Source organism: Curvibacter sp. GW821-FHT09D12, assembly GCF_059416245.1.
Genome location: NZ_JBWKOU010000014.1, coordinates 37,217 through 57,210, shown reverse-complemented (window position 1 = coordinate 57,210; position 19,994 = coordinate 37,217). Strand labels below are relative to the sequence as shown.

Annotated in this window: 16 protein-coding genes and 2 pseudogenes; 10 read left to right on the top strand and 8 right to left on the bottom strand. The window is 60.8% G+C overall.

Going from position 1 to position 19,994, the window contains the following annotated elements:
* The first annotated feature begins 8 nt into the window (after positions 1-8).
* From AC07PT_RS20680 to AC07PT_RS20670, 3 genes are read left to right on the top strand one after another with little or no spacing between them, the layout of a single operon-like run.
* Positions 9-377, top strand: a complete 369-nt coding sequence (locus tag AC07PT_RS20680; RefSeq protein ID WP_492347527.1) for a hypothetical protein — start codon at positions 9-11, stop codon at positions 375-377.
* Positions 374-1,438, top strand: a complete 1,065-nt coding sequence (locus AC07PT_RS20675) for a CobW family GTP-binding protein (RefSeq protein WP_494657940.1) — start codon at positions 374-376, stop codon at positions 1,436-1,438. Before AC07PT_RS20680 ends, AC07PT_RS20675 begins: the two co-directional genes overlap by 4 nt.
* A gap of 43 nt (positions 1,439-1,481) precedes the next feature.
* Positions 1,482-2,456, top strand: coding sequence for a Bug family tripartite tricarboxylate transporter substrate binding protein (locus tag AC07PT_RS20670; protein ID WP_494657939.1), 975 nt, complete (start codon positions 1,482-1,484; stop codon positions 2,454-2,456).
* A 99-nt stretch (positions 2,457-2,555) separates the two neighbouring features.
* On the opposite strand, the gene AC07PT_RS20665 is transcribed toward AC07PT_RS20670, so the two are convergent.
* The 3 genes from AC07PT_RS20665 to AC07PT_RS20655 all read right to left on the bottom strand — a co-directional run bounded on the left by AC07PT_RS20665 (position 2,556) and on the right by AC07PT_RS20655 (position 5,464).
* On the bottom strand, positions 2,556-3,557 hold the full coding sequence (locus AC07PT_RS20665; RefSeq protein WP_494657938.1) for an NADP-dependent oxidoreductase: 1,002 nt from the start codon (positions 3,555-3,557) through the stop codon (positions 2,556-2,558).
* 93 nt (positions 3,558-3,650) lie between these two features.
* Complete coding sequence (locus tag AC07PT_RS20660) at positions 3,651-4,628, bottom strand: alpha/beta fold hydrolase (protein WP_494657937.1); 978 nt, start codon at positions 4,626-4,628, stop codon at positions 3,651-3,653.
* Between the two features lie 32 nt (positions 4,629-4,660).
* Positions 4,661-5,464, bottom strand: a complete 804-nt coding sequence (locus AC07PT_RS20655) for an SDR family NAD(P)-dependent oxidoreductase (protein ID WP_494657936.1) — start codon at positions 5,462-5,464, stop codon at positions 4,661-4,663.
* Positions 5,465-5,659: 195 nt separating this feature from the next.
* On the opposite strand from AC07PT_RS20655, the gene AC07PT_RS20650 reads away from it, so the two are divergent.
* Entirely contained in the window at positions 5,660-6,283 is a 624-nt protein-coding gene (locus AC07PT_RS20650; RefSeq protein ID WP_492347533.1) for a TetR/AcrR family transcriptional regulator, read from the top strand.
* A gap of 42 nt (positions 6,284-6,325) precedes the next feature.
* On the opposite strand, the pseudogene AC07PT_RS20645 reads toward AC07PT_RS20650, so the two are convergent.
* Both AC07PT_RS20645 and AC07PT_RS20640 read right to left on the bottom strand, forming a co-directional pair.
* Positions 6,326-7,231 (bottom strand): annotated as a pseudogene (locus AC07PT_RS20645) (LysR family transcriptional regulator).
* 295 nt (positions 7,232-7,526) lie between these two features.
* Complete coding sequence (locus tag AC07PT_RS20640; protein WP_492347536.1) at positions 7,527-8,216, bottom strand: GntR family transcriptional regulator; 690 nt, start codon at positions 8,214-8,216, stop codon at positions 7,527-7,529.
* A 164-nt stretch (positions 8,217-8,380) separates the two neighbouring features.
* Here AC07PT_RS20640 and AC07PT_RS20635 point away from each other — a divergent pair, with 164 nt between their 5' ends.
* The 6 genes and pseudogenes from AC07PT_RS20635 (at position 8,381) to AC07PT_RS20610 (ending at position 16,401) form a co-directional block, all read left to right on the top strand.
* Positions 8,381-9,265 (top strand): NAD(P)-dependent oxidoreductase, encoded by an 885-nt coding sequence (locus AC07PT_RS20635; RefSeq protein ID WP_494657935.1) that lies wholly within the window; start codon positions 8,381-8,383, stop codon positions 9,263-9,265.
* Between the two features lie 36 nt (positions 9,266-9,301).
* Positions 9,302-9,943, top strand: coding sequence for a 4-carboxy-4-hydroxy-2-oxoadipate aldolase/oxaloacetate decarboxylase (locus AC07PT_RS20630; RefSeq protein ID WP_494657934.1), 642 nt, complete (start codon positions 9,302-9,304; stop codon positions 9,941-9,943).
* Between the two features lie 31 nt (positions 9,944-9,974).
* Positions 9,975-10,955, top strand: a complete 981-nt coding sequence (locus AC07PT_RS20625) for a Bug family tripartite tricarboxylate transporter substrate binding protein (RefSeq protein ID WP_494657933.1) — start codon at positions 9,975-9,977, stop codon at positions 10,953-10,955.
* A 33-nt stretch (positions 10,956-10,988) separates the two neighbouring features.
* Positions 10,989-11,936, top strand: a complete 948-nt coding sequence (locus AC07PT_RS20620) for a tripartite tricarboxylate transporter substrate-binding protein (RefSeq protein ID WP_494657932.1) — start codon at positions 10,989-10,991, stop codon at positions 11,934-11,936.
* A 94-nt stretch (positions 11,937-12,030) separates the two neighbouring features.
* Positions 12,031-12,801, top strand: a complete 771-nt coding sequence (locus AC07PT_RS20615) for an amidohydrolase family protein (protein ID WP_494657931.1) — start codon at positions 12,031-12,033, stop codon at positions 12,799-12,801.
* A 142-nt stretch (positions 12,802-12,943) separates the two neighbouring features.
* A pseudogene (locus AC07PT_RS20610) lies at positions 12,944-16,401 on the top strand (pyruvate carboxylase).
* 114 nt (positions 16,402-16,515) lie between these two features.
* On the opposite strand, the gene AC07PT_RS20605 reads toward AC07PT_RS20610, so the two are convergent.
* The 3 genes from AC07PT_RS20605 to AC07PT_RS20595 are packed head-to-tail and all read right to left on the bottom strand — an operon-like array spanning position 16,516 to position 19,955.
* Positions 16,516-17,739 carry a M24 family metallopeptidase gene (locus AC07PT_RS20605; RefSeq protein WP_494657930.1) on the bottom strand — a complete coding sequence of 408 codons (1,224 nt, stop codon included), beginning with the start codon at positions 17,737-17,739 and terminating at the stop codon, positions 16,516-16,518.
* Between the two features lie 11 nt (positions 17,740-17,750).
* Positions 17,751-18,746, bottom strand: coding sequence for a Bug family tripartite tricarboxylate transporter substrate binding protein (locus tag AC07PT_RS20600; RefSeq protein ID WP_494657929.1), 996 nt, complete (start codon positions 18,744-18,746; stop codon positions 17,751-17,753).
* A gap of 18 nt (positions 18,747-18,764) precedes the next feature.
* Complete coding sequence (locus tag AC07PT_RS20595) at positions 18,765-19,955, bottom strand: M24 family metallopeptidase (protein WP_494657928.1); 1,191 nt, start codon at positions 19,953-19,955, stop codon at positions 18,765-18,767.
* Positions 19,956-19,994: the final 39 nt, after the last annotated feature.

The window sequence follows — 19,994 nt, the reverse complement described above, 5'->3', positions numbered from 1 at the left end:
GCCTCGCCATGGCCGAAGAGCAGCGGATGCAGGCGGCCAGGCTGGTGAGCCTGTGGAGCGAGCTGGCGATCCGTCACGTGGCCCTGGGCATGTCCTGTGGTTGCGGGGCGGGGGGCATCAGCCTGCGCCTGGAGGACTTCGAGCTCGACATCGTCGACTACCTCGAGGATGCCGCGTTGCGCAGTGATCTGCCCGCGGTGGCCGCGTACTTCCGCAGCCATCAGGCTGCGGGCTGGCCGCCTTCACCCCTGCTGGTGCTGTTGCAGCAAGCCAGCGAGGGCGAGCTGCCTGCGCCGGTGTGCGACTGGGTGCTGCCCCGCATCGACAAGACCCTGACCTCGTTCAAGGCGCTGCATGGCGGGGGGACCGGAACATGAACGGGCACTTCTCTGCCCTGCTGCAGGCCCAGGCACAGCCTTTGGGGCCTCGGGTGCCGGTCAGCGTGCTCACCGGCTTTCTGGGCAGCGGCAAGACCACGCTGCTGAACCGACTGCTGTCGTCTGCCGACCTGGTGGGAACCGCCGTCATCGTCAATGAGTTTGGTGAAACCGGCCTGGACCATGAACTGCTCACGGCTGCCTCAGCCGACGACGTGGTGCTGCTGCCCAACGGTTGCCTGTGTTGCGCTGTTCGGGGTGACTTGTTGAAGGCACTCGGAGCCCTGCTGGACCGCCCTGGCCACACGATCCAGCGGGTGGTGATCGAGACCAGTGGGCTGGCGGAGCCGGGCCCGATACTGCGCACCCTGATGATGGACCCTGTGCTGTCGCAGCGCTACCGATTGGGCACGGTGCTCTGCACCGTCGATGCCGTGCTGGGCATGCAAAGCCTCGAACAGCATCCCGAGGCCCTGGCCCAACTGGCGGCCGCCGATGAGGTGTGGCTCACCAAGCTGGACCTGCTGCCTGACCCGAGCGCTACAGCGCCCTTGCTGCAGTGCCTGGCACAACTCAACCCGGCAGCCCGCGTGCGGCAGGCTGACCGAAGTGATATGGAGTACCTGCTGGCGCTCTTGCGCAGGCAGCTGCTGGTGCCCGGGCCCGATTCCGCCGAACCCGGCAGTCCTCACTTCTACCACCCGGTAGCGGCAGAGAGCGACCCGCCTGCGCACCTGTCGGATGTGCAGAGCTTTGTGTTGGTGCGCCATGAGCCGCTCGACCTGGAGGGCTTTGCCCAATGGCTGGATCTGGTAGTGGCGTCGCAGGGCGAGAAGCTGTTGCGCTTCAAGGGCCTGGTGCAGACGGCGCAGTCGCCTGGTACGCCGATGGTGGTCCATGCCGTGCAGCACCTGTTCCACCCCCCCGAATACCTGCCGGCCTGGCCTTCTGAAGACCACAGCACCCGCCTGGTGTTCATCACACGAGGCATGGACCGCGAGGTGCTCGAAAGCACCCTCGACGTGATGGCCCGACGCCGCAGCCGGCGCAGACCGGTGTGAACAACCGGCTTGACCTGATAGCGTGACAACCCTGGAGACAAGAATGAAGACATCAAGAAGACAGATGCTGGGCGCCTTGGCGGGCCTGGCCGGCCCGATCCTGGCCCAGGCGGCCACCTTTCCCGAGCCCGACCGCCTGTTGCGCATCGTCGTGCCGTTTGCTGCCGGTGGCGGTGTGGATTCCGCAGCCCGCCTTCTGGCCCACCAACTGGGCAAGCAATTGGGCTTGCCGGTGATTGTTGAGAACCGCGCCGGCGCCAGCGGCACCCTGGGGGGCAAGTATGTCCAGACTGCCGCTGCCGACGGATACACCCTGTTGTTCTCAGCGGCCACCCACATCTACGCGCGCCAGGTGCTGAAAAACCCGCCTTACGATCCGCAGGCCGACTTCGTGCCGATTGGCCGCGTCGGCGAAGCGCCCCTGATGCTGGTGATCGCCCCCGACCTGGAGGCCAGAAAGCTGTCAGACGTGCTGGCGGCTGCTCGCGCCAAGCCGGAGGGGTGGACAGCCGGCATACCCGCAGCGGGCGCACCCAGCCATCTGGCCACCCTGCTCATGGCACGCATGGGGCAGCTCAAATTAACGTATGTGGCCTACAAGGGCACGCAACCGGCTCTGGTGGATGTGGCCGGGGGCCATGTGGACATGCTGTTGGATTCCATGATCTCTTTGCTGCCTTTGGCCAAGTCGGGAAAGGTCAGGCCCATTGCGGTCACGTCGAGCAAGCGCAGTGCACTGGCCCCTGAGGTTCCCACCCTGGCTGAGAGCGGGCTGGGCCAGTATGCCTATGCCTCCTGGTATGGCGTCTGGGCACCTCGCGGTACGCCGCCTGAGCGGGTGATGAGCTTGAACAAGGCCATCAATGCGGCGGTGGCCGAGATTGGCCGATCAGGCGGCTACAGCGCCTTGGGCATTGAGCCGGTCAGCGAGACGCCGGAGCAATTCAAGCGCTTCATCGCCTCAGAAGTGCTGCAAGGAAGCGAGCTGCTCAAGGCCGCGGGTTTCAAGCCTGAGTGAGCGCGCGGCCTGGCGCAGCTGAGTGGCTTGGCGCCCAGGGCGCAAGCCGAGTGTTGGCTGGTGTGGCCCCGGGGGCACAACGCGGGCCCTGGGGCGGCCTCACCTGACCTTCACCACCACCTTCCCTTTCGCCCGCCCCTGCGCAAGGTAGTCCAAAGCCTCCTTGGCCTGGTCAAAGGCAAACACCTTGTCGATCACGGGCTGGATGTGCCCGGCTTCGAGGAGCGCGCCGATGTCTGCAAGCTGGTGGCCGTCAGGGCGCACGAACAGAAAGCCGTAATCCACGCCCTGTTTTTTGGCCAGCTTCCGGATCTTGCGGCTCATCAGGCTGAACACGAAGCGCAGGATGAAGTTCAGCTTCTTGGCCTTGGCAAAGGCCACATCCAGGGGCCCGATGAGCGAGACGATCCGCCCCCCGGGCTTCAGGATGTTCAGTGATTTTTCGATGGCGTCGCCCCTGATAGTGCCCAGCACCGCGTTGTAGCCGCTCAGCACCTGGTCGAACGCCTGCTTCTTGTAGTCGATGATCTCGTCGGCCCCCAGGTTGCGAACGAGTTCGACGTTGCCCGTGCTGACGGTGGTACCCACCTTGGCGCCCCAATGGTGGGCCAACTGGATGGCCAGGGTGCCGATGCCGCCAGAGCCTGCGGGGATGAACACTTTCTGGCCGGCTTGCAGGTTCATGCGCTCTTTCATGGCTTGCCACGAGGTGAGCGCCACCATGGGGATGGAGGCCGCCTGAACGAAGTCGAGGTTGGCTGGCTTCAGCGCAGCGGCGCTCTCGGGCACGGCGGCCCACTCGGCGAGGCTGCCCTTGCCTGTGTCGAACAGGCTGGCATAGACCTCGTCACCCGGTTTGAAGCGGGTCACGCGGCCGCCGACCTCGACCACCACGCCTGCCAGATCGCTGCCCAGGGTGGCCGGCAGCTTGAAATGCAGCACGGGCTTGAAGGTGCCGGCAGGCACCATGTTGTCGATGGGGTTCAGGCCGGCGGCGTGAACCTGCACCAGGATCTCGTCGGGCTGCAGCGCAGGTTGCGCCACATGCGAGAACCCGATGTCGGGCGATTTGCCATAGCGTTTGAAGGTAAGTGCTTTCATGTTGGCTGGGGCCGCCGTGAGGGCGGGCCGTGTTCCGGTGATGCTTGTGGTGAGGGGCAGGTGACTGGGTGGTGGGGGGCAAAGCCTGCGGCCTCAGTTCGCCAGAAAGGCCAGTGCCTGGGTCACGAAGTCTTCGTGGTACTGAAAAATACCACCGTGCCCCGCATCCGGGCAGATGATCAACTGCGCATGGGGCAAGCGCTTGGCCAGGTCGTAGGTGTTGCGGGTGGGCACCATGCGGTCGTCGTCACCGTTGACCACCAGCACCGGTTGCTGGATGGCCGAGAGGTCGGCCGGCCGCTTCTGGCCCCAGGTGGCCAGGGCCTGCAACTGGGCCACATAGGCCCCAATGGCGATGTCGGCGTCACGCTGCTGGCTGCGCTCTTGCAGGCGGGCCAGAAAGGCCTGGCCTGCTTCGATGCCTTTGGCGCTGCGCGTGAAGAACAGGTATTGCTTCGGATCCTGGCCGGTGAGGGTGGCCCGGATCAGGTCGTAGTTGGCCACCCCGGCCACGGCACTGATGCCCTGGCCCCCGGCCGGGCCTGTGCCCGCCAGAATCATCTTGCGAACCCGCTGCGGCGCTTTCAGCACGATTTCTTGCGAGATCATGCCGCCCATCGAGAAGCCGAGCAGATCGACCTGCTGGAGGCCTTTGGCCTCGATGAAGCGGATGGCGTCGTCGGCCATCTGCTCGATGGTGTTGGCCGGGGCGCCGGTGGAGGCGCCCACGCCCCGGTTGTCGAAGGCAATGACGTGGTGCCTCGCGGCCAGCCCGTCGACGATGCGCGGGTCCCAGTTGTCGAGCACGGCCGCCAGGTGGGCGAGCAGCAGCACGGGCGTGCCGCCGTTTTGCTGGCCGAGTTCACGGTAGGCAAAGCGCACGTCGCCGGCCGTGAGGGTTTGCGTGGGCACGGTCTTCCAGGTGGGCTGCTGCAGCTGCCGGGCTGCGGCTGGCGTCGCGGGGCTGGGCTGCGCTGGCAATGATGCGGGTGCGGCCATCACGCTGGTGGCAGCCAGCACGGCCGACAGCGCCAGTGCCTGGAGGGGTGATTTCAATCGCTGGTTGGACATGACGCTGTTCCTGGTGGCCAAGGCTGGCGTGCTCAGGCCTGGGGCTGGTAGCGGTCGGCCGCGCGGGCCTGCCGGATGTCGGACAGCAGCCCTTGACGGGCGCCTTCCAGCGCGCTCCAGCGTTCGGCCACATGCAGCGGCGGGATGGTGATCAGCTCGCGGCGGTCGTAGCCGATCAGGGCGGCGGTCACCAGCTCGTCCACCTCCATGACCTCGGGCAGGGTGTTGACGTCGATGCCGGAGCGCTGCCAGATCTCAGTGCGCGTGGCGGCCGGCAGCACGGCTTGCACATACACCCCCTTGGGCGACAGCTCCAGGTGCAGGCCTTGCGACAGGAACTGCACAAAGGCCTTGGTGGCGCCATAGAGCGTCATGCCGAACTCGGGGGCCAGGCCCACCACCGAGCCGATGTTCACGATGGCGCCGGTGCCAGCCTGCACCAGGCGCGGGGCGATGGCGGCGGCCAGGCGGGTCAGGGCGGTGGTGTTGAGGGTGATCAGGCGCTCGATGTCTGGCGCGGTTTGCTGCAGAAAGTGGCCCGTCTGGGCCATGCCCGCGTTGTTGATCAGGATGCCGATGCGGCTGTCGTCGCGCAGGCGGGATTCGACCGCAGCGAGATCGCTCTGCTGGGTGAGGTCGGCCTGGATCACGTCCACCGCCACCTGGTGCGCCGCGCTGAGCTTGGCCGCCAGCGCATCGAGCCGGGCTTTGTCACGGGCGACCAGAATCAGCGGGTGCCCACGCTGGGCAAAGCGTTCGGCGTAAACCGCGCCGATGCCGCTGGAGGCACCGGTGACGAGGACGGTGGGCAGTGTGGTGGAGAGTGCGTTGCTCATGTTCGAAGGCTCCTGGCAAAGAAGGCCGGGGGTTCACGAATCCCGGCGGGGTTGGGTTGGCAGTCATGGTTCAGTGCCTGTTTTGGCGCTGCCATGCGTCAATGATGACGGTCGTAATCTAAAAAGTCAATATTTTGATGATGTTCGACATCAATATAGAATTGCCGCCATGCAGTACCTCAAGGCAGGCCCACGATGAAAGTCTCCAAAGCACAGGCGCAGGCGAATCGGGCGCGGGTGGTTGAAACCGCGTCTCAGCTGTTTCGTGAGCGCGGTTATGACGGTGTTGGGGTGGCCGATCTGATGGCCGCGGCGGGGTTGACCCACGGCGGCTTCTACAAGCAGTTCGCCTCGAAGGCCGAGCTGATTGCCGAATCGACGGCTTGTGGCATCGCGCGCACCGTGGCCTTGACCGAGGGCGGTGTGGATCCCGCGGACTTCGTCCGCTCCTACGTGTCACGTGAGCATCGCGACGGCCGAGGCGCCGGCTGCACCATGGCCGCCTTGGGGGGTGATGCGGCACGTCAGCCTGACGCCGTCCGGGCCGCCTTTGCAAGCGGGATAGAAAGCCTGGTGGCGGCGTTGAACGGCGGCCATGGCGCCACGGCAGAAGCCCACGACGACGCGGTCGCCCCCACACCAGCGTCACGGGCCAAGACCTTGAACCTGCTCTCGCAAGCGGTGGGCGCCCTCATCATGTCGCGCGCCTGTCCGGACGATTCAGCGCTGGCCGAAGAAATCCTGAGCGCCAGCCGAGACGCGCTGCTGGCATCGCTGGCCGCCACACCGCTGGCTAAGGCGCCGCACCCTTCAGCCTGACGGCCGGCCCGGCATCGGTGGCTGCGCCGGCAGGTTTGCGGTTCAGCTCACTTGCAGCAGCGGCGCCACCAAGCGCGGATCACGCAGCTTTTCAACCCACCATTGCAGAGCGGGCCCGGCCCGGTTCGAATGCCAGCCCACAAACAGCTGGTTGGGCTCGCGTGGGTCTTGCGTGCTCAGTGCGACCAGCGTGCCTTGTTCAAGGTGGGGCCGTACCTTTTCAAGGGGCAGCCAACCCACGCCCAAGCCCGCCACCTGGGCCGCGATCTTGGCGCGCATGCTGGGCAGGGCGAGCCGATCCTGGCTGGCTTGCACGCCGTAGCTGCGGGCGATGGCCAGGCGGGAGGTATCTGCCACCACCACGTGTCGATGGGCGCCAATGGCCTCTGTGGAGAGGGGCTGTTGTTCGTCAGCCAGGGGGTGCCGTGGCGAGACCGCGAACACCCACTTCAACTGAGCCAATTCAAACCACTGCAAATGCGCCATCGCCGGGGGCTCGTTGGTGGCGGCCACCACCAGATCGGCTCGGTGGTCCAGCAGTGCTTCCCAGGTGCCGCCCAACACCTCGTGGGTGATGCGCAGGGCCACGCCGCTGTTCAGTGCGTCGAAACCACTCACCAGCGGCAGCAGCGCCTCGATGTTGGCCAGCTCATCGGTCACGATGCGCAGCTCGGACTCCCAGCCCCGCGCCACCTGCTTGACGCGATCGGTGAGGCGACGCGCCTGCGCATGCAATTGCGCACCTTGCTCTACCAGCAGCAGGCCGGCGGGTGTCAGGGCAATGCGGTAGCCGGCCCGGTCAAACAGCAAGGCATCCAGCCGTTACTCGAGTTGGCGCGCGGCATAGGACACGGTGGACGCCGCCTTGCCGAGTCGGTCAGCAGCGCGCGACAGGCTGCCGGTGACTCGCACCGCCTCAAGCAACTGAAGATCTTCCAGGCTCAATATGTTCGAAATTTCCGCAAGAGCTCATCGAACTGGTACAGCCTGTCGTCATTCTCTTGGCGAGACACTGGCTCTGTCAGTCGCGAAGGGGTGCTAAAGCCCTCTGAAACATCAACGAACCATCTGAAGGAACCCCCCGGGGCGATTCAAGGACGCTTTGACCTCGGCGGCTATGTGGTGGACTACTCAGTTGTTCAACACGAGGGCAGCAGTTACGCGGATTTGTTGGTCATCGGCGCGGACGGACAAATTCGCTACTGACATACCCGGGCCGCATGTGCATCCTCGGAATGTTGCGTCAATTTGGCGTCGTGTTATTCATGGCAACGCTCGAGCTGCCACGGTACTGATCGCGGTGCACCATGAATCGGTGGTAGGACATGCGCAAGTGCAGTCGCATGACTTGTCGAGCCAACTCGCCATCGCCAGCTTCTGCGGCCACCGTCAGATCTTGGTGGTGGTGCAAGCTTTGCTCCAACTCGCTGCGCGTGGACAGATAGAACGATCTCACGATGATCGGCATGTCGATCATTGTCTCCAAAATGGTCTGCAGCCGTGGAGCCGCACAGGCATCCAGCAAAGCTCGGTGAAAGCTTCTGTTTGAATCCTGGATTTGAGCTATGGATTCGTCTCCGTTTGCTGCGATTGCGGCAGCCATCTGCTCATTGCTTGCTTTGAGCTTTGCCACCAACGCGGTACCTCCTCGCTCGGCTGCCAGGCAAGCGGCGTAGGGCTCCAGCAGCATGCGCAGTTGAAAGGTCTCTTCGATGTCCCAGTCGCTCCATTGAGCGACATGAATGCCTTGCCCGGCATCCGCTGTAGCCAGTCCGTCGACAACCAGGCGCTTCAGTGCGGCTCGGACAGGGGTCCTGCTCAACCCAAACTCTCGGGCCAGCGGCTCTTCCTTGAGTTGTGTTCCTGGCTTGTAGTGCCCACCAACCAGTCGTTGGCGTAGCACTTCATATGCCTTGTCTGAGCCTTGTTTCATCGTCGCCTTTTCTTTCGTGAGCGTGTTCGGAGTCCATTTTAGAAGGCCACAGATCAGCGTCGTTTGGCGTCAGAAATGTATAAATAATGTTCTTAAATCGGGATTTATAGGTGTAAACCCTGGTGCAAGTGGACTACTTTGTACTTTTTTTGTATTCTTGCGCCATGAATCAGAAACGTACTCGAATGGCCATCATTGGCTTGGGTGAAGTGGGCCGCTGCTATGCCAAGCCTCTGCACGAAGCGGGCTTTGAACTTCTGCTGTGCGAGGCAAGACCCTCAGCCGCAGCTCATGAGCTATCCACACAATTGGGTTTGTCCCTGCATCCTGGGGTTGGGGATTGGCTGAGTTCCGCCGACTGGGTCCTTTCATGTGTCACCGGAGCGCAAGCTTTGAATGTCACGTCACACGTTGTGAAGTTCGCTCGCCCAGCTGCAGGATTGGCAGACCTCACTACCGCAAGTCCAGAGGTCAAGCGCAATGCGGCAAATCTTGCCTCTCGGCATGGCTTGCGTTATGTCGACACAGCCATCATGGGGGCCATCAGTTTGAATTGGGTGCGCACGCCACTGTTGGCAGCAGGCCATGGCGCTGTAGAGCTCAAGGCCTTGCTAGAGGCAGCTGGGGCACGCGTGCAAGTCATCCAAGACGGCCGTGCAGGCGATGCGATCTCTCTCAAGATTTTGCGCAGTGTCTTCACCAAGGGGATGGAGGCTTTGAGTGTGGAGTTGCTAACCAGCGCCGAGAAGCAGGGGGTGCGCGAGCAACTGTATGCACAGCTCAGCGACATCGATCAAACCCCCTTGCGAAGTTTCATAGACATGCTGGTTCGTACACATGTCATTCATGCCAAGCGCCGCGCCCATGAGGTTCACGACGCCAACAACGAGTTGAACGCACAGGGCCTGACGTCCCTTGTTCTTCCTGGGGTGGAGCAGCGATTCCTGGATACCGCCCAAAAGCTCGAGGCCCATCCTTTGGAGATACCTGATCCCAATATCGACCAGGCACTTCAATGGCTCTTGACACACAACAAAGCTCAAGCCTGAACCCCATTCACCTACTTACCGACATCAAGGACAGACATGATTTCCAAAGACAAGCTCACCCAACTGCGTGACCTGGGCACCGCCACCATTTACGAAGCACAAGGAGCCAAAGGGGCTCTCGATCACGGTATGAAGCCCATCGATCCGACCGTGCGCATGGCAGGCCCCGCGCTGACCGTCGATGTGCGTCCCGCAGACAACCTGATGCTGCATTACGCGGTCCTTCAGGCCAAGCCCGGTGATGTGTTGGTGGTCGACGCCAAAGGCTTCATGGAGGCTGGTCCATGGGGCGACGTCCTGACTTTGCAGGCCATCAAGCTGGGTATTGCCGGATTGGTCATCAACGGTTGTGTACGTGATGCCAATCTCATCATCGACTTGGGCTTCCCCGTTTTCTGCCGCGGGCTCTCCATCAAGGGCACTGGCAAGAATCAGCCTGGCAAGGTGAATGTCCCGATCAGCATCGGTGATGTCGTGATCCGCCCGGGCGACATCATCGTCGGTGACCGTGACGGCTTGGTCGTGGTGGCCCAAGATGAAGTCGACTCTGCCATTGCCAGCAGCCTTGCCCGAGAAGAGAAGGAGGTCAAGCAACGAGAGGCCATCGAAGCTGGGGCATCCAACACTCTGGAGTTACTCAATTTGGGCGAAACCCTCAAGCGATTTGGCATCGTCTGATAGGCACACCAAATACAACACGGAGACAAATATGCGCAATCTCTCGAAAGTCGCAGTGGCGTTCGGCCTCTCGCTTCTCGCGGCACTACAGGTCACGCATGCGGCGGAGCCGAGCTATCCCAATAAGCCGATCAGGATGGTCGTGGCGTTCCCACCCGGTGGCTCCGCTGATATCAATGCACGCTCTGTCGCCCAGCAACTTGGGAAAGAGTTGGGCGGGACGGTCATCATTGAGAACAAGGGGGGGGCCGGCGGGAACATTGGTGCGATTGAGGTCAAGAAGTCTGCGCCAGATGGCTACACGGTGTTTTATGCGACGTCGGCAGTGGTGCTGGCCCCGTCGTTGTATGCCAATCCCGGATTCGACCCCTACACGGATTTCGTTCCAATTTCTCTGACCGCAACCATCCCCCTGGTCCTGGTCGTGAACAACGCTGTTCCAGCGAAGACGCTCGCGGAGTTCATCACTTGGGGCAAAGGCCGCGAGGGACGAGCTAATTTCGGGTCATCCGGAACTGGGGCTCTGCTTCACTTGGCAGGCGCCTTGTTTCTCAAAGAAGTGGGCGTCAGCGCAACACACATTTCATACAAGGGAAGCGCACCAGCGATCACGGATTTGATCGGTGGTGCAACTGATTTCATGTTCCTACCTGTCAATGAAGTGACGCCCCACATCAAGAGTGGCGCGCTTCGACCGCTGGCTGTGACCAGCGAGAAGCGTTCGTTGCTGCTACCCGAGGTGCCGACAATGCGCGAAGTCTCTGGCAAAAGCTCCATGGACATGGGTGCTTGGCAAGGGTTGATGGTGCCTAAGGGGACCCCGGCAGACGTGGTCGACAAGCTGCAAAACGCATTGCAAAAGTCGTTGGCTGACCCTGGTCTCCGTGCCCGCCTGACCGAGAAAGGGTCTGTGATCCTGGGCGGCACCCAGAAGCAATACATCGACTACATGAAATCCGAAGGTACCCGTTGGGCAACAGTGGTACGCGAGACCGGTGCCAAGGTTGAGTGAGCTCAGTCTAGAAAGCCCGACAAGGAGACAAGCATGAAAAAAATAATGATCGCACTATTCGCCGGACTGGCGATTGGAACCAATGCCTGGGCACAAGAGTTCAAGAGCCCCATCAAGATCGTGGTGCCGTTCGCCCCGGGCGGTGCAACTGACGTGGTGGCCCGTTTGTTGGTTCCCGGATTGTCAAAGCAATTGGGGCAACCGGTTCTGGTGGAGAACAAGCCGGGAGCAAGTGGTCAACTAGGCACGGCTTACGTCAAAACTGCACCCGCGGATGGAACTACGTTCTTGCTGGCACTGGATCATTCTGTGGTGGTGGTGCCACTCATGACGCCGTCTGCTAACTACGACGCCCTCAAGGACTTTGTTGCAGTAGGGCAGGTGGCCCGATTCCAGTGGACCTTTGCAGTGCCTCTCAGCAGCCAAGCCAAGACCTTGAATGAATTCGTTGAGCTGGTCAGAAGGGATTCAACTCAAGGCAACTATGGCGTTCCTCTGCAAGGTGGTGTGCCCGACATCATTGGCTCTGCCCTATCCAAAAAGGCCAACATCAAGATGGCCTCCGCCGCGTTCGGCGGCTCTGCAGCTCTGATGCCGCAACTGATCGGAGGACATCTCGCCGCCGGGGTCACGGGCGAACCCGAAGGCCTGCAAATGCTCAAGGGCGGAAAAGTTCGCATCCTTGCCATCTCTGGCGGCAAGCGCTCGGCATTCATGCCTCAGGTACCGACTTTCGAGGAGCAAGGCTTCCCTGGAGTGAGTGTCAACAGCTTCAACGCTTTCTTCGCTCCGAAAGGCTTGCCTAAGCCTTTGGCGGAAAAGTTCAACGCAGCGTTGCGTGCAACATTGGCGGACAAAGACGTCCAGATCAAGGTGGCGGATATGTCGCTCGAAATCGCTCCAGCTGATCTGGATGAGTCAGCCAAGGAAGTGGCTGCGTCCTATGAGTTTTGGCATCGCGCCGGAGTAGTTCCCAAGTAACTGAAACGAGCAGGCCATGTCTCATTCTGTTCCCTATTCAGCTGGCACCGACAGGCCTGCATTCACACCCCCAGAGAATGCATGTGACTGCCACATGCACTTGTTCGACAACCGGTTTCCGTTTATCTCGCCCAATGCACTAACCCATCCGGACGCCACCGTCGAGGACTATCGGAAGCTTCAGGCACGACTCGGATTGCAGCGATGCGTGGTGGTCCAGCCTTCTAGCTATGGTCTTGATCACCGTGTGCTTTTCAGTGGTTTGGACCAAATGGGGCAAGCTGCGCGCGGGGTTGCGGTTGTTGACGCGACTTTCAAAGCTGAGACCCTAGCTGAAATGAGTGCACGAGGTGTGGTTGGCACCAGGTTCAACCTTGTTCAAAAAGGCGCGACGCACGACGAAATGCTGGAGTCAGTAGCGCAGCAGATCAAGGATTTTGGTTGGCATATTCAGTTGCACATGAGCGCTGACGTCTTCTTGGGATTGGTGGATCGCCTTGCCGCGTTGCCTGTTCCTATCGTGATAGACCACTTGGCCAGGATCAACACGGCGCCGTTTATTTCCCAAGACGTAGAGAAACAGCTTTTGAGATTATTGGATCGAGGCCAAGCCTGGATCAAGCTTTCAGGCGCTTACGTCGCATCCAACGATCACCCTCTGTACTGTGATTTGGATGCGTTTGTGCAGCGCCTACTCAAGGCTCATCCAGAGCGTGCGGTGTGGGGATCAGACTGGCCTCATGTGACCGAGTCAGATAAGCCCAACGACGCAGCCCTGTTCGACCTGATGGCGCGTTGGGCACCGGAAGAAGGTCTCAGACGCCGGATATTGGTGGACAACCCGACATCCCTGTACAAATTTTGAGGCTCATGGCGTTGGAAGATGCCACTTTGTTCCCGATACAACCCGGGCATTTGCCTTAGGCGAATTCCAGTCAGAGCTTTTGGTGGCGCCGCAGAACGCTGGTGCCATTGCGACGGTTTTTAAACTCTGAGTGTCTTCTTTCATGAAACAACGAACCCTCCGGTCCATCCTGATTGCCAACCGAGGAGAGATCGCCATTCGCGTCATGCGCGCCGCCACAGAGATGGGTATGCGCACGGTCGCGATCTACTCCCATGAAGATCGATTTGCTTTGCATCGCTTCAAGGCCGACGAGGCTTATCTGGTTGGTGAGGGGCAAAAGCCGATTGCCGCGTATCTCGACATTGCTGAGGTGATCCGCGCAGCCACACTAGCGGGTGTGGACGCTGTCCATCCGGGCTATGGCTTTCTCTCCGAAAACCCCGACTTTGCTGACGCATGCGAGGCCGCTGGCATCGCCTTCATTGGCCCCAAGGGCGATGTGATGCGAACTCTGGGTAACAAGGTGGCAGCGCGCAACTTGGCACAGTCGGTAGGCGTACCGGTGATGCCAGCCACGCCGCCACTTCCCTTCGATGCCGTTGAGGCATGCGCAATGGCGGCCCAAATCGGCTACCCCGTCATGCTCAAAGCCAGTTGGGGTGGGGGCGGTCGCGGCATGCGCATCATCCAGTGCGAGGCTGAATTGCTCACCCAGATGCCGGTGGCTCGGAGCGAGGCAAAGACCGCGTTTGGCAATGACGAGATTTACCTGGAGAAACTGGTCCAGCGGGCTCGCCACGTTGAAGTGCAGATCCTTGGTGACCGCCATGGCAACCTGGTTCATCTGTATGAGCGCGATTGCTCGGTACAGCGCCGCAACCAGAAAGTTGTTGAGCGTGCGCCGGCACCTTACTTGAGCGAATCGACCCGCCACGCTCTGTGCCAGGCGGCTCTCAAGCTGGCCCATGCCGTCAACTACACCCATGCTGGCACGGTTGAGTTCCTGATGGATGCCGACACCGGGGCCTTCTACTTCATTGAGGTCAACCCTCGCATTCAGGTTGAACACACCGTGACCGAGCAGGTCACAGGGATCGACTTGGTCAAGGCTCAGATTGCGGTGACTCAAGGTGCAAAGGTTGGGGTCGACGGTGGGTTCGTGCCTATCCAGGACGACATTCGCTGCAATGGTCATGCTCTGCAATGTCGTGTGACGACTGAAGACCCAGAGAAGAACTTCACACCTGACTATGGTCGCCTCTCGACCTACCGATCCAGTGGCGGATTTGGCCTTCGCCTGGACAGTGGCACTGCGTATTCGGGAGCGGTGATCACTTCGTTCTACGATAGCTTATTGGTCAAGGTCACATCCTGGGGCAGCAACGCCGACGATGCCATCTCGCGCATGGATCGGGCACTGCGTGAGTTCCGCATTCGGGGTGTGGCTACCAATCTGGCCTTCCTGGAAAACGTCATCGCTCATCCATTGTTCAAGAGCGGCGAGTGCACCACACGCTTCATTGACCAGACACCTGAACTGCTCAAGTTCAAACCACGTCGAGACCGAGCCACCAAGCTGCTCAAATACCTGGGCGAGGTGAGTGTCAACGGCCATCCAGAAATGAAAGGCCGCACTCTACCGACATTGCCCGTATCGATGCCGGTGAAGCCGGTCTGCGATCTGACCGCTATGCCCGCTGAGGGCACTCGTCAGTTGCTGAAGAGCCTGGGGCCCGATACCTTCAGTCAATGGGTACTGGCCCAGCAGCGCGTGCTCTTGACCGACACAACGATGCGTGATGCCCACCAGTCTCTGTTGGCAACTCGGATGCGCAGCAAAGACATGGTGGACATTGCCCCGCATTACGCCCGGTTGATGCCCGACCTGTTCTCGTTGGAATGCTGGGGTGGCGCCACCTTTGACGTGGCACTGCGCTTCCTCAACGAAGACCCCTGGGATCGGCTGGCCCAATTGCGTCAAGCAGTGCCCAATGTATTGCTGCAGATGCTCCTGCGTGCCTCCAACGCGGTCGGTTACACCAACTACCCCGACAACGTGGTGCGCTTCTTTGTGCAGCAGGCGGCCAAGGGGGGGTCGACGTGTTCCGTGTCTTCGACTCACTCAACTCGGTGGACAACATGCGGGTGGCGATGGAGGCGGTGTGGGAGACAGGGGCCTTGTGTGAGGCGGCCATCTGCTACACAGGAGATCTCTTTGATGAGAAGCGCGCGAAGTACAACTTGGCGTACTACGTCCATTTGGCCAAGGAGCTCAAGGCAGCCGGTGCTCACATATTGGCCATCAAAGACATGGCCGGCGTCTGTCGCCCACATGCGGCAAGCGCGCTGGTACGTGCCCTGAAGGAGGAGGTGGGGCTGCCCATCCACTTCCATACCCATGACACCAGCGGGCTGTCAGGTGCCAGTGTTCTGGCTGCGATTGAGGCGGGGTGCGACATCGTCGATGGCGCCATGGACGCCATGAGCGGCCTGACGTCTCAGCCCAACCTGGGCAGTATCGTCGCGGCCCTGGAGGGGCATCCCCGCGACCCGGGCGTTAGCCAAAAGTCCCTGAGAGGACTGTCTCATTACTGGGAGGGGGTAAGGCGCTACTACCTGCCCTTCGAGAGCGACATCCGCAGCGGCACCTCCGACGTTTATCGCCATGAGATGCCTGGTGGTCAGTACACCAACCTGCGCGAGCAGGCGCGATCCATGGGCATCGAGCACCGCTGGCCAGAGATCGCCGAGGCCTATGCCCAAGTCAACCAGCTGTTTGGCGACATCGTGAAGGTCACCCCGACCTCCAAGGTGGTGGGCGACATGGCCTTGTTCATGGTGGCCAGCGAACTCTCGCCCAAGGACATCCTACATCCGGACAAAGAGATCGCATTCCCCGAATCAGTTGTGCAGCTCATGCGCGGTGAGCTGGGCTTCCCGGCTGATGGCTTCCCTGCTGCCTTGCAGCGCAAGGTGCTCAAGGGTGCCACCCCTCTGGAGGGGCGCCCAGGTGAACACCTGCCTGCGGTGGACCTCGAGGCTGAGCGCGAGAAAGCCCGCAAGCTGGTCGGCCATGCAGTCGATGATCAGCAACTGGCCTCCTATCTCATGTACCCCAAGGTTTATCAGGGCTACGCGAAACACCGAAGCCAGTATGGCGATGTGAGCCGCATTCCGACCCCGGCCTACTTCTACGGCTTGCGGGACCACGAGGAGATTGCCGTCACCATCGACCAGGGCAAGACTCTGCAAGTGCGCGTCGAGGGCCGGACGCCGGCAGATGACCAGGGACAGTGCCGTCTGTTCTTTGAACTCAATGGTCAGCCGCGTCTGGTGCGAATCGCCAAGGCCGGTGCATTGGCCAGTGCTAAGGCCTTGCCAGAAGCTGAGGAGGGCAATCCCCATCACGTAGCTGCGCCAATGCCCGGCTCGGTGGCACGCATCGCCGTCAAGGCAGGTCAAAAGGTGTTGAAGGGGGATGTGTTGGCCAACATCGAGGCCATGAAGATGGAGAGCCTGCTCATGGCCGAGCGCGATGGTACTGTGGCCTCGGTTCACGTGAAGGTCGGAGACACGGTGCCTGCCAAGGCGTTGCTGATGGAGCTCAGCAGCGTTTGAGCCTGTGCGCCATAGACATGAGGCTTGTCACATGAACCAGCAGAAAAATTAGACCCCTGTTTTTGCTTCTAGCGAACCTGATGTCTAGGGTTGTTGACTTTTTCGGAGTGCATTTCATTGGGTAGTCAGGCCCAGCGCACGCTTTGTCAGAAAGCTTCTCAAGCCATGGCGAAGAGTTTTCTTGCGCATCACCAGTGCTTCAATGGCGATAGGCGCTTGAGTCAGGCATCTGTAGCCGTGTTCGGTTACGAGAACGGTATCTGAGTGCCTGTAACCGCCGACGCCCGTTGTGTAAATCCCAGGCTCGACTGAGATCAACATGTTCTTTTTGAGCACGTGCGGGCTCCCCACTGCAATCCATGGCGGTTCATGATTTCCCAGCCCGAAGCCGTGCCCACAACGATGGAGTCGTGTGCGCCAGTCACCAAAGCCCTCGGCTTTCAAGAACACGTTGACCGAAGCGTCGATTTCCTGGCAAGGCACGCCGGGCTGGATCATCTGGAACGCAAGTTCCCGAGCACGTGTCATGATCGCAAACACCTCTCGCTCCTCGGCAGTTGGCCCGGTAGTGAAAAAGGTGCGTTCGCATTCCGCAGCGTACCCATTGACTCGAGTCAGCACCATCGCCACATGGGGCCCCGCACCCAGACAGTCATCCATGCGCGGAATGGAGTGAGGTTCAGCACTCAGCGGTGCTGGCCATGCGGCTGCAATCGCCTTGGTTGCAAGTGCATCCCAGTCTGGGACCTCTCTGATGATCTTTCGCATCAAGGCCTGGGTGGGCGCGTATGTTTCCGCCACGGAGCCGCCGTTCCAAGCGGCACGCATGACCTGCAGAACACCCCAATCGGCATAGCGTGCAGCCCGCTCAATCTGCTCAATCTCCCACTCCGACTTCACCATTCGAATGTCAGCCAGAAGGTCTGATGGGTGACCTCCTGCTTTGCGCAGTACCTCACCGATCATGAATGGCGTGCCGTCATCGAACGAGAACGAACCTGAGAACAGCTGGCCCTCCAACAGTCGCTCCGACCATCCCTCACCTGGCGGCGCCGGATACTCCCTGTAGAAATGGATGTCTTCGCGAGTCAGGCCCCAGGCTTTGTGCATGTGATCCACTTCGAGCATGGGCACCAGCATTGCGCGCGATCCATTCGCGCCAACGATGAGAAAAAACGGTCTCTCTAAAGGGTCGAAGGTTGCTCCTGTGAGGTAAAAAATGTTCTCCGAACCGGTGACGACGTGGTGCTCGAATCCGGCTGTGCGGATTGCGTCGACAAGGGCCCTGTGGCGGCGGCTGTATTCAGCCTGCTCGCGGGCATCAAATTGGCGCTCCATGGTTGGGTCCCTTACTGCGCAATGCCCAGGCGCTCAATGATCGGCCCCCAGGCGGCAGAGTCACGCTTGGTCATGAGTAGAACGTCTGCAGGCTTGGATTTGACGGCTGTCAGCATCTGACCACTCAAACGGTCCTTCATTTCGGCACTGTCGAGCGCTTTGTTGACCTCTGCGTTCAGCCGGTCGATGGCCTCTGATGGAGCCCCTGCCCTAGCTACCAAGGAATACCATCCTGGCACATCCATCTCGATGCCCAGTTCCTTGAATGTGGGGACGTCAGGCAACTGTGGAAGGCGCTTTTCGCCCGTCACAGCGAGGGCAACCAGCTTGCCGGCTTTGACCTGGGGGACCAGCCCCACCGGAACAGTGGTGATGACGGGCGTGTCACCGGCCATCACGCTGGTCAATGCATTGGGTCCGCCTGCGCCACTGATCGGAACATGCTGCAGTTGGATGCCCGTACGAGACTTCAGCAACTCTGTGGCAAGGTGGGTTGAGTTGCCGATACCCGCAGAGGCATAGCTCAATCGATTCGGCTCGGCCTTGGCCATTTTGATCAGGTCAGCCAGGGTCTTGACTCCGAGGCTTGAGTTGACCGCAGCGATGAACGGTGTGTTGGCGATGACGGCGACACCGGCGAAGTCGCGTGCCGGTTGATAGGGCAGCGCCTTGTAAAGATGCGGGTTCCAAGACAAATTGGACACGCCTGCTAGAAACAGGGTGTATCCATCAGCTGGTTGCGAGAGCACGTAGTTGGCCGCTAGCGACCCATTTGCACCTGGACGGTTCTCAATCATGACCGGTTGCCCCATGTTTTTTGAGAGCACGTCGCCAAGCGTTCTGGCCAGCGTATCGGGTCCCGATCCCGAGGGTTGAGGGACCACGATCCTGATGGGCTTGTTCGGAAAGCCCTGGGCATACCCGGTGACCGAAGACAAAAGTGTTGATGCGCAGAACCCGAACAGGGCGATTCGACGAGACAGCATGGTGATGCCTTTGTGTTGCATGATGAAGGGGCCCTCGCTTTAGCCAACGATGGCGTATTCGAGTGATTTAGGCGTGTTCGTGAGTACGCGAGGCGTGGCGCCGACGACGACCGTGTCATCCAAGCGGAAGCCCCCGACGCCGTACATGTACAGACCGGGTTCAGCCGAATAGACCTCGTTGTCCAACAAAGGACGTTGGCTGAACGCCATGTCTTCGGGGTATTCGTGGTGCACGATCCCGATCGCGTGACCGGTGCGATGGCGAATGCAGGCGGCGTATCCAGCCCGCTCGATGACCGCCTGGGCGGCTGCATCGATACAACACACGGGGTTGCCCGTGACGGCTGCGTCAATGGCGGCCGCAGTGGCGTCACTTGCAGCCTTCCAGAGTGCCTTCTTTTGTTCATCCGGAGCACCACAAAACCAAGTGCGCTCGTTTTCGATCGTCAGGCCGTTCAAGCGTGGGATCACGATGTTGACCAGGACGTCACCCTCCTTGATACGTGCACCGCATGACGCTCCATCGCCGTGCGGTGACGCAGATGCTGGTCCGCTCAGGGTCCAGCAGCGCACCACTTCAAACTGCTCGCCAGGAAAGCGTTCAGCGGCCTCCTGCACCAACAGACTTGCCATGGCACAGTCAAGCTCCTGCACCAGACGCCCCGGCCTGATGTTTTCGCGGTAGCGGTCCTGGATCCAGTCAGACAGGCCAGCGATGGCATGCATCACCGCCAGCTCTTCGGCATGCTTTTGCCAACGCAGGCTGCGGCACTCCAACGTTGCAACGCGGATGTGCAACTCGGGCAGCAAGCGCTGGGTCGCGGCCAACACTCCGCTTGCGCCATCCGTTGCAATGCGTGCGCGGTGAAGGCCGGCCTGCTTCAGCCGGTCCGCCAAAACTTCCGGGAGCTGGGAGATCAGCGGTAGCCGGTTTTGCACCATGGGGTGCTCGGCGTAGAACGTCACGTCGGTGACCCACACCTTTTCCGCCTCCTTAGAGAAGCGCATGTGGTGAGTCGACAGCTCGTTCATGATCAAGAAGCCATCGCCGTGCCGGGGAATGACGGCAAAGATCGGGCGCTCCCACGGCTGGACGTCTGTGTGGAAATTGGTCGCGTATTGAAAGAAGTCTGCTGTGGTGAACATCAGCGCATCCACAGCCAGTTCGTCCATGAGTCGAAGCATCTTCTCGCGTCGGTGGCGCCACACGGCTTGGGTCAATTGAGGCATTTGGATTCCATTGATCGAGGGGTTTCGGATGCCTGGTAC

Coding starts and splice junctions, on each gene's coding strand:
- AC07PT_RS20680 (WP_492347527.1), top strand. CDS start 9: ATGGCCGAAGAGCAGCGGATGCAGGCGGCCAGGCTGGTGAGCCTGTGG.
- AC07PT_RS20675 (WP_494657940.1), top strand. CDS start 374: ATGAACGGGCACTTCTCTGCCCTGCTGCAGGCCCAGGCACAGCCTTTG.
- AC07PT_RS20670 (WP_494657939.1), top strand. CDS start 1,482: ATGAAGACATCAAGAAGACAGATGCTGGGCGCCTTGGCGGGCCTGGCC.
- AC07PT_RS20665 (WP_494657938.1), bottom strand. CDS start 3,557: ATGAAAGCACTTACCTTCAAACGCTATGGCAAATCGCCCGACATCGGG.
- AC07PT_RS20660 (WP_494657937.1), bottom strand. CDS start 4,628: ATGTCCAACCAGCGATTGAAATCACCCCTCCAGGCACTGGCGCTGTCG.
- AC07PT_RS20655 (WP_494657936.1), bottom strand. CDS start 5,464: ATGAGCAACGCACTCTCCACCACACTGCCCACCGTCCTCGTCACCGGT.
- AC07PT_RS20650 (WP_492347533.1), top strand. CDS start 5,660: ATGAAAGTCTCCAAAGCACAGGCGCAGGCGAATCGGGCGCGGGTGGTT.
- AC07PT_RS20640 (WP_492347536.1), bottom strand. CDS start 8,216: ATGAAACAAGGCTCAGACAAGGCATATGAAGTGCTACGCCAACGACTG.
- AC07PT_RS20635 (WP_494657935.1), top strand. CDS start 8,381: ATGAATCAGAAACGTACTCGAATGGCCATCATTGGCTTGGGTGAAGTG.
- AC07PT_RS20630 (WP_494657934.1), top strand. CDS start 9,302: ATGATTTCCAAAGACAAGCTCACCCAACTGCGTGACCTGGGCACCGCC.
- AC07PT_RS20625 (WP_494657933.1), top strand. CDS start 9,975: ATGCGCAATCTCTCGAAAGTCGCAGTGGCGTTCGGCCTCTCGCTTCTC.
- AC07PT_RS20620 (WP_494657932.1), top strand. CDS start 10,989: ATGAAAAAAATAATGATCGCACTATTCGCCGGACTGGCGATTGGAACC.
- AC07PT_RS20615 (WP_494657931.1), top strand. CDS start 12,031: ATGCACTTGTTCGACAACCGGTTTCCGTTTATCTCGCCCAATGCACTA.
- AC07PT_RS20605 (WP_494657930.1), bottom strand. CDS start 17,739: ATGGAGCGCCAATTTGATGCCCGCGAGCAGGCTGAATACAGCCGCCGC.
- AC07PT_RS20600 (WP_494657929.1), bottom strand. CDS start 18,746: ATGCAACACAAAGGCATCACCATGCTGTCTCGTCGAATCGCCCTGTTC.
- AC07PT_RS20595 (WP_494657928.1), bottom strand. CDS start 19,955: ATGCCTCAATTGACCCAAGCCGTGTGGCGCCACCGACGCGAGAAGATG.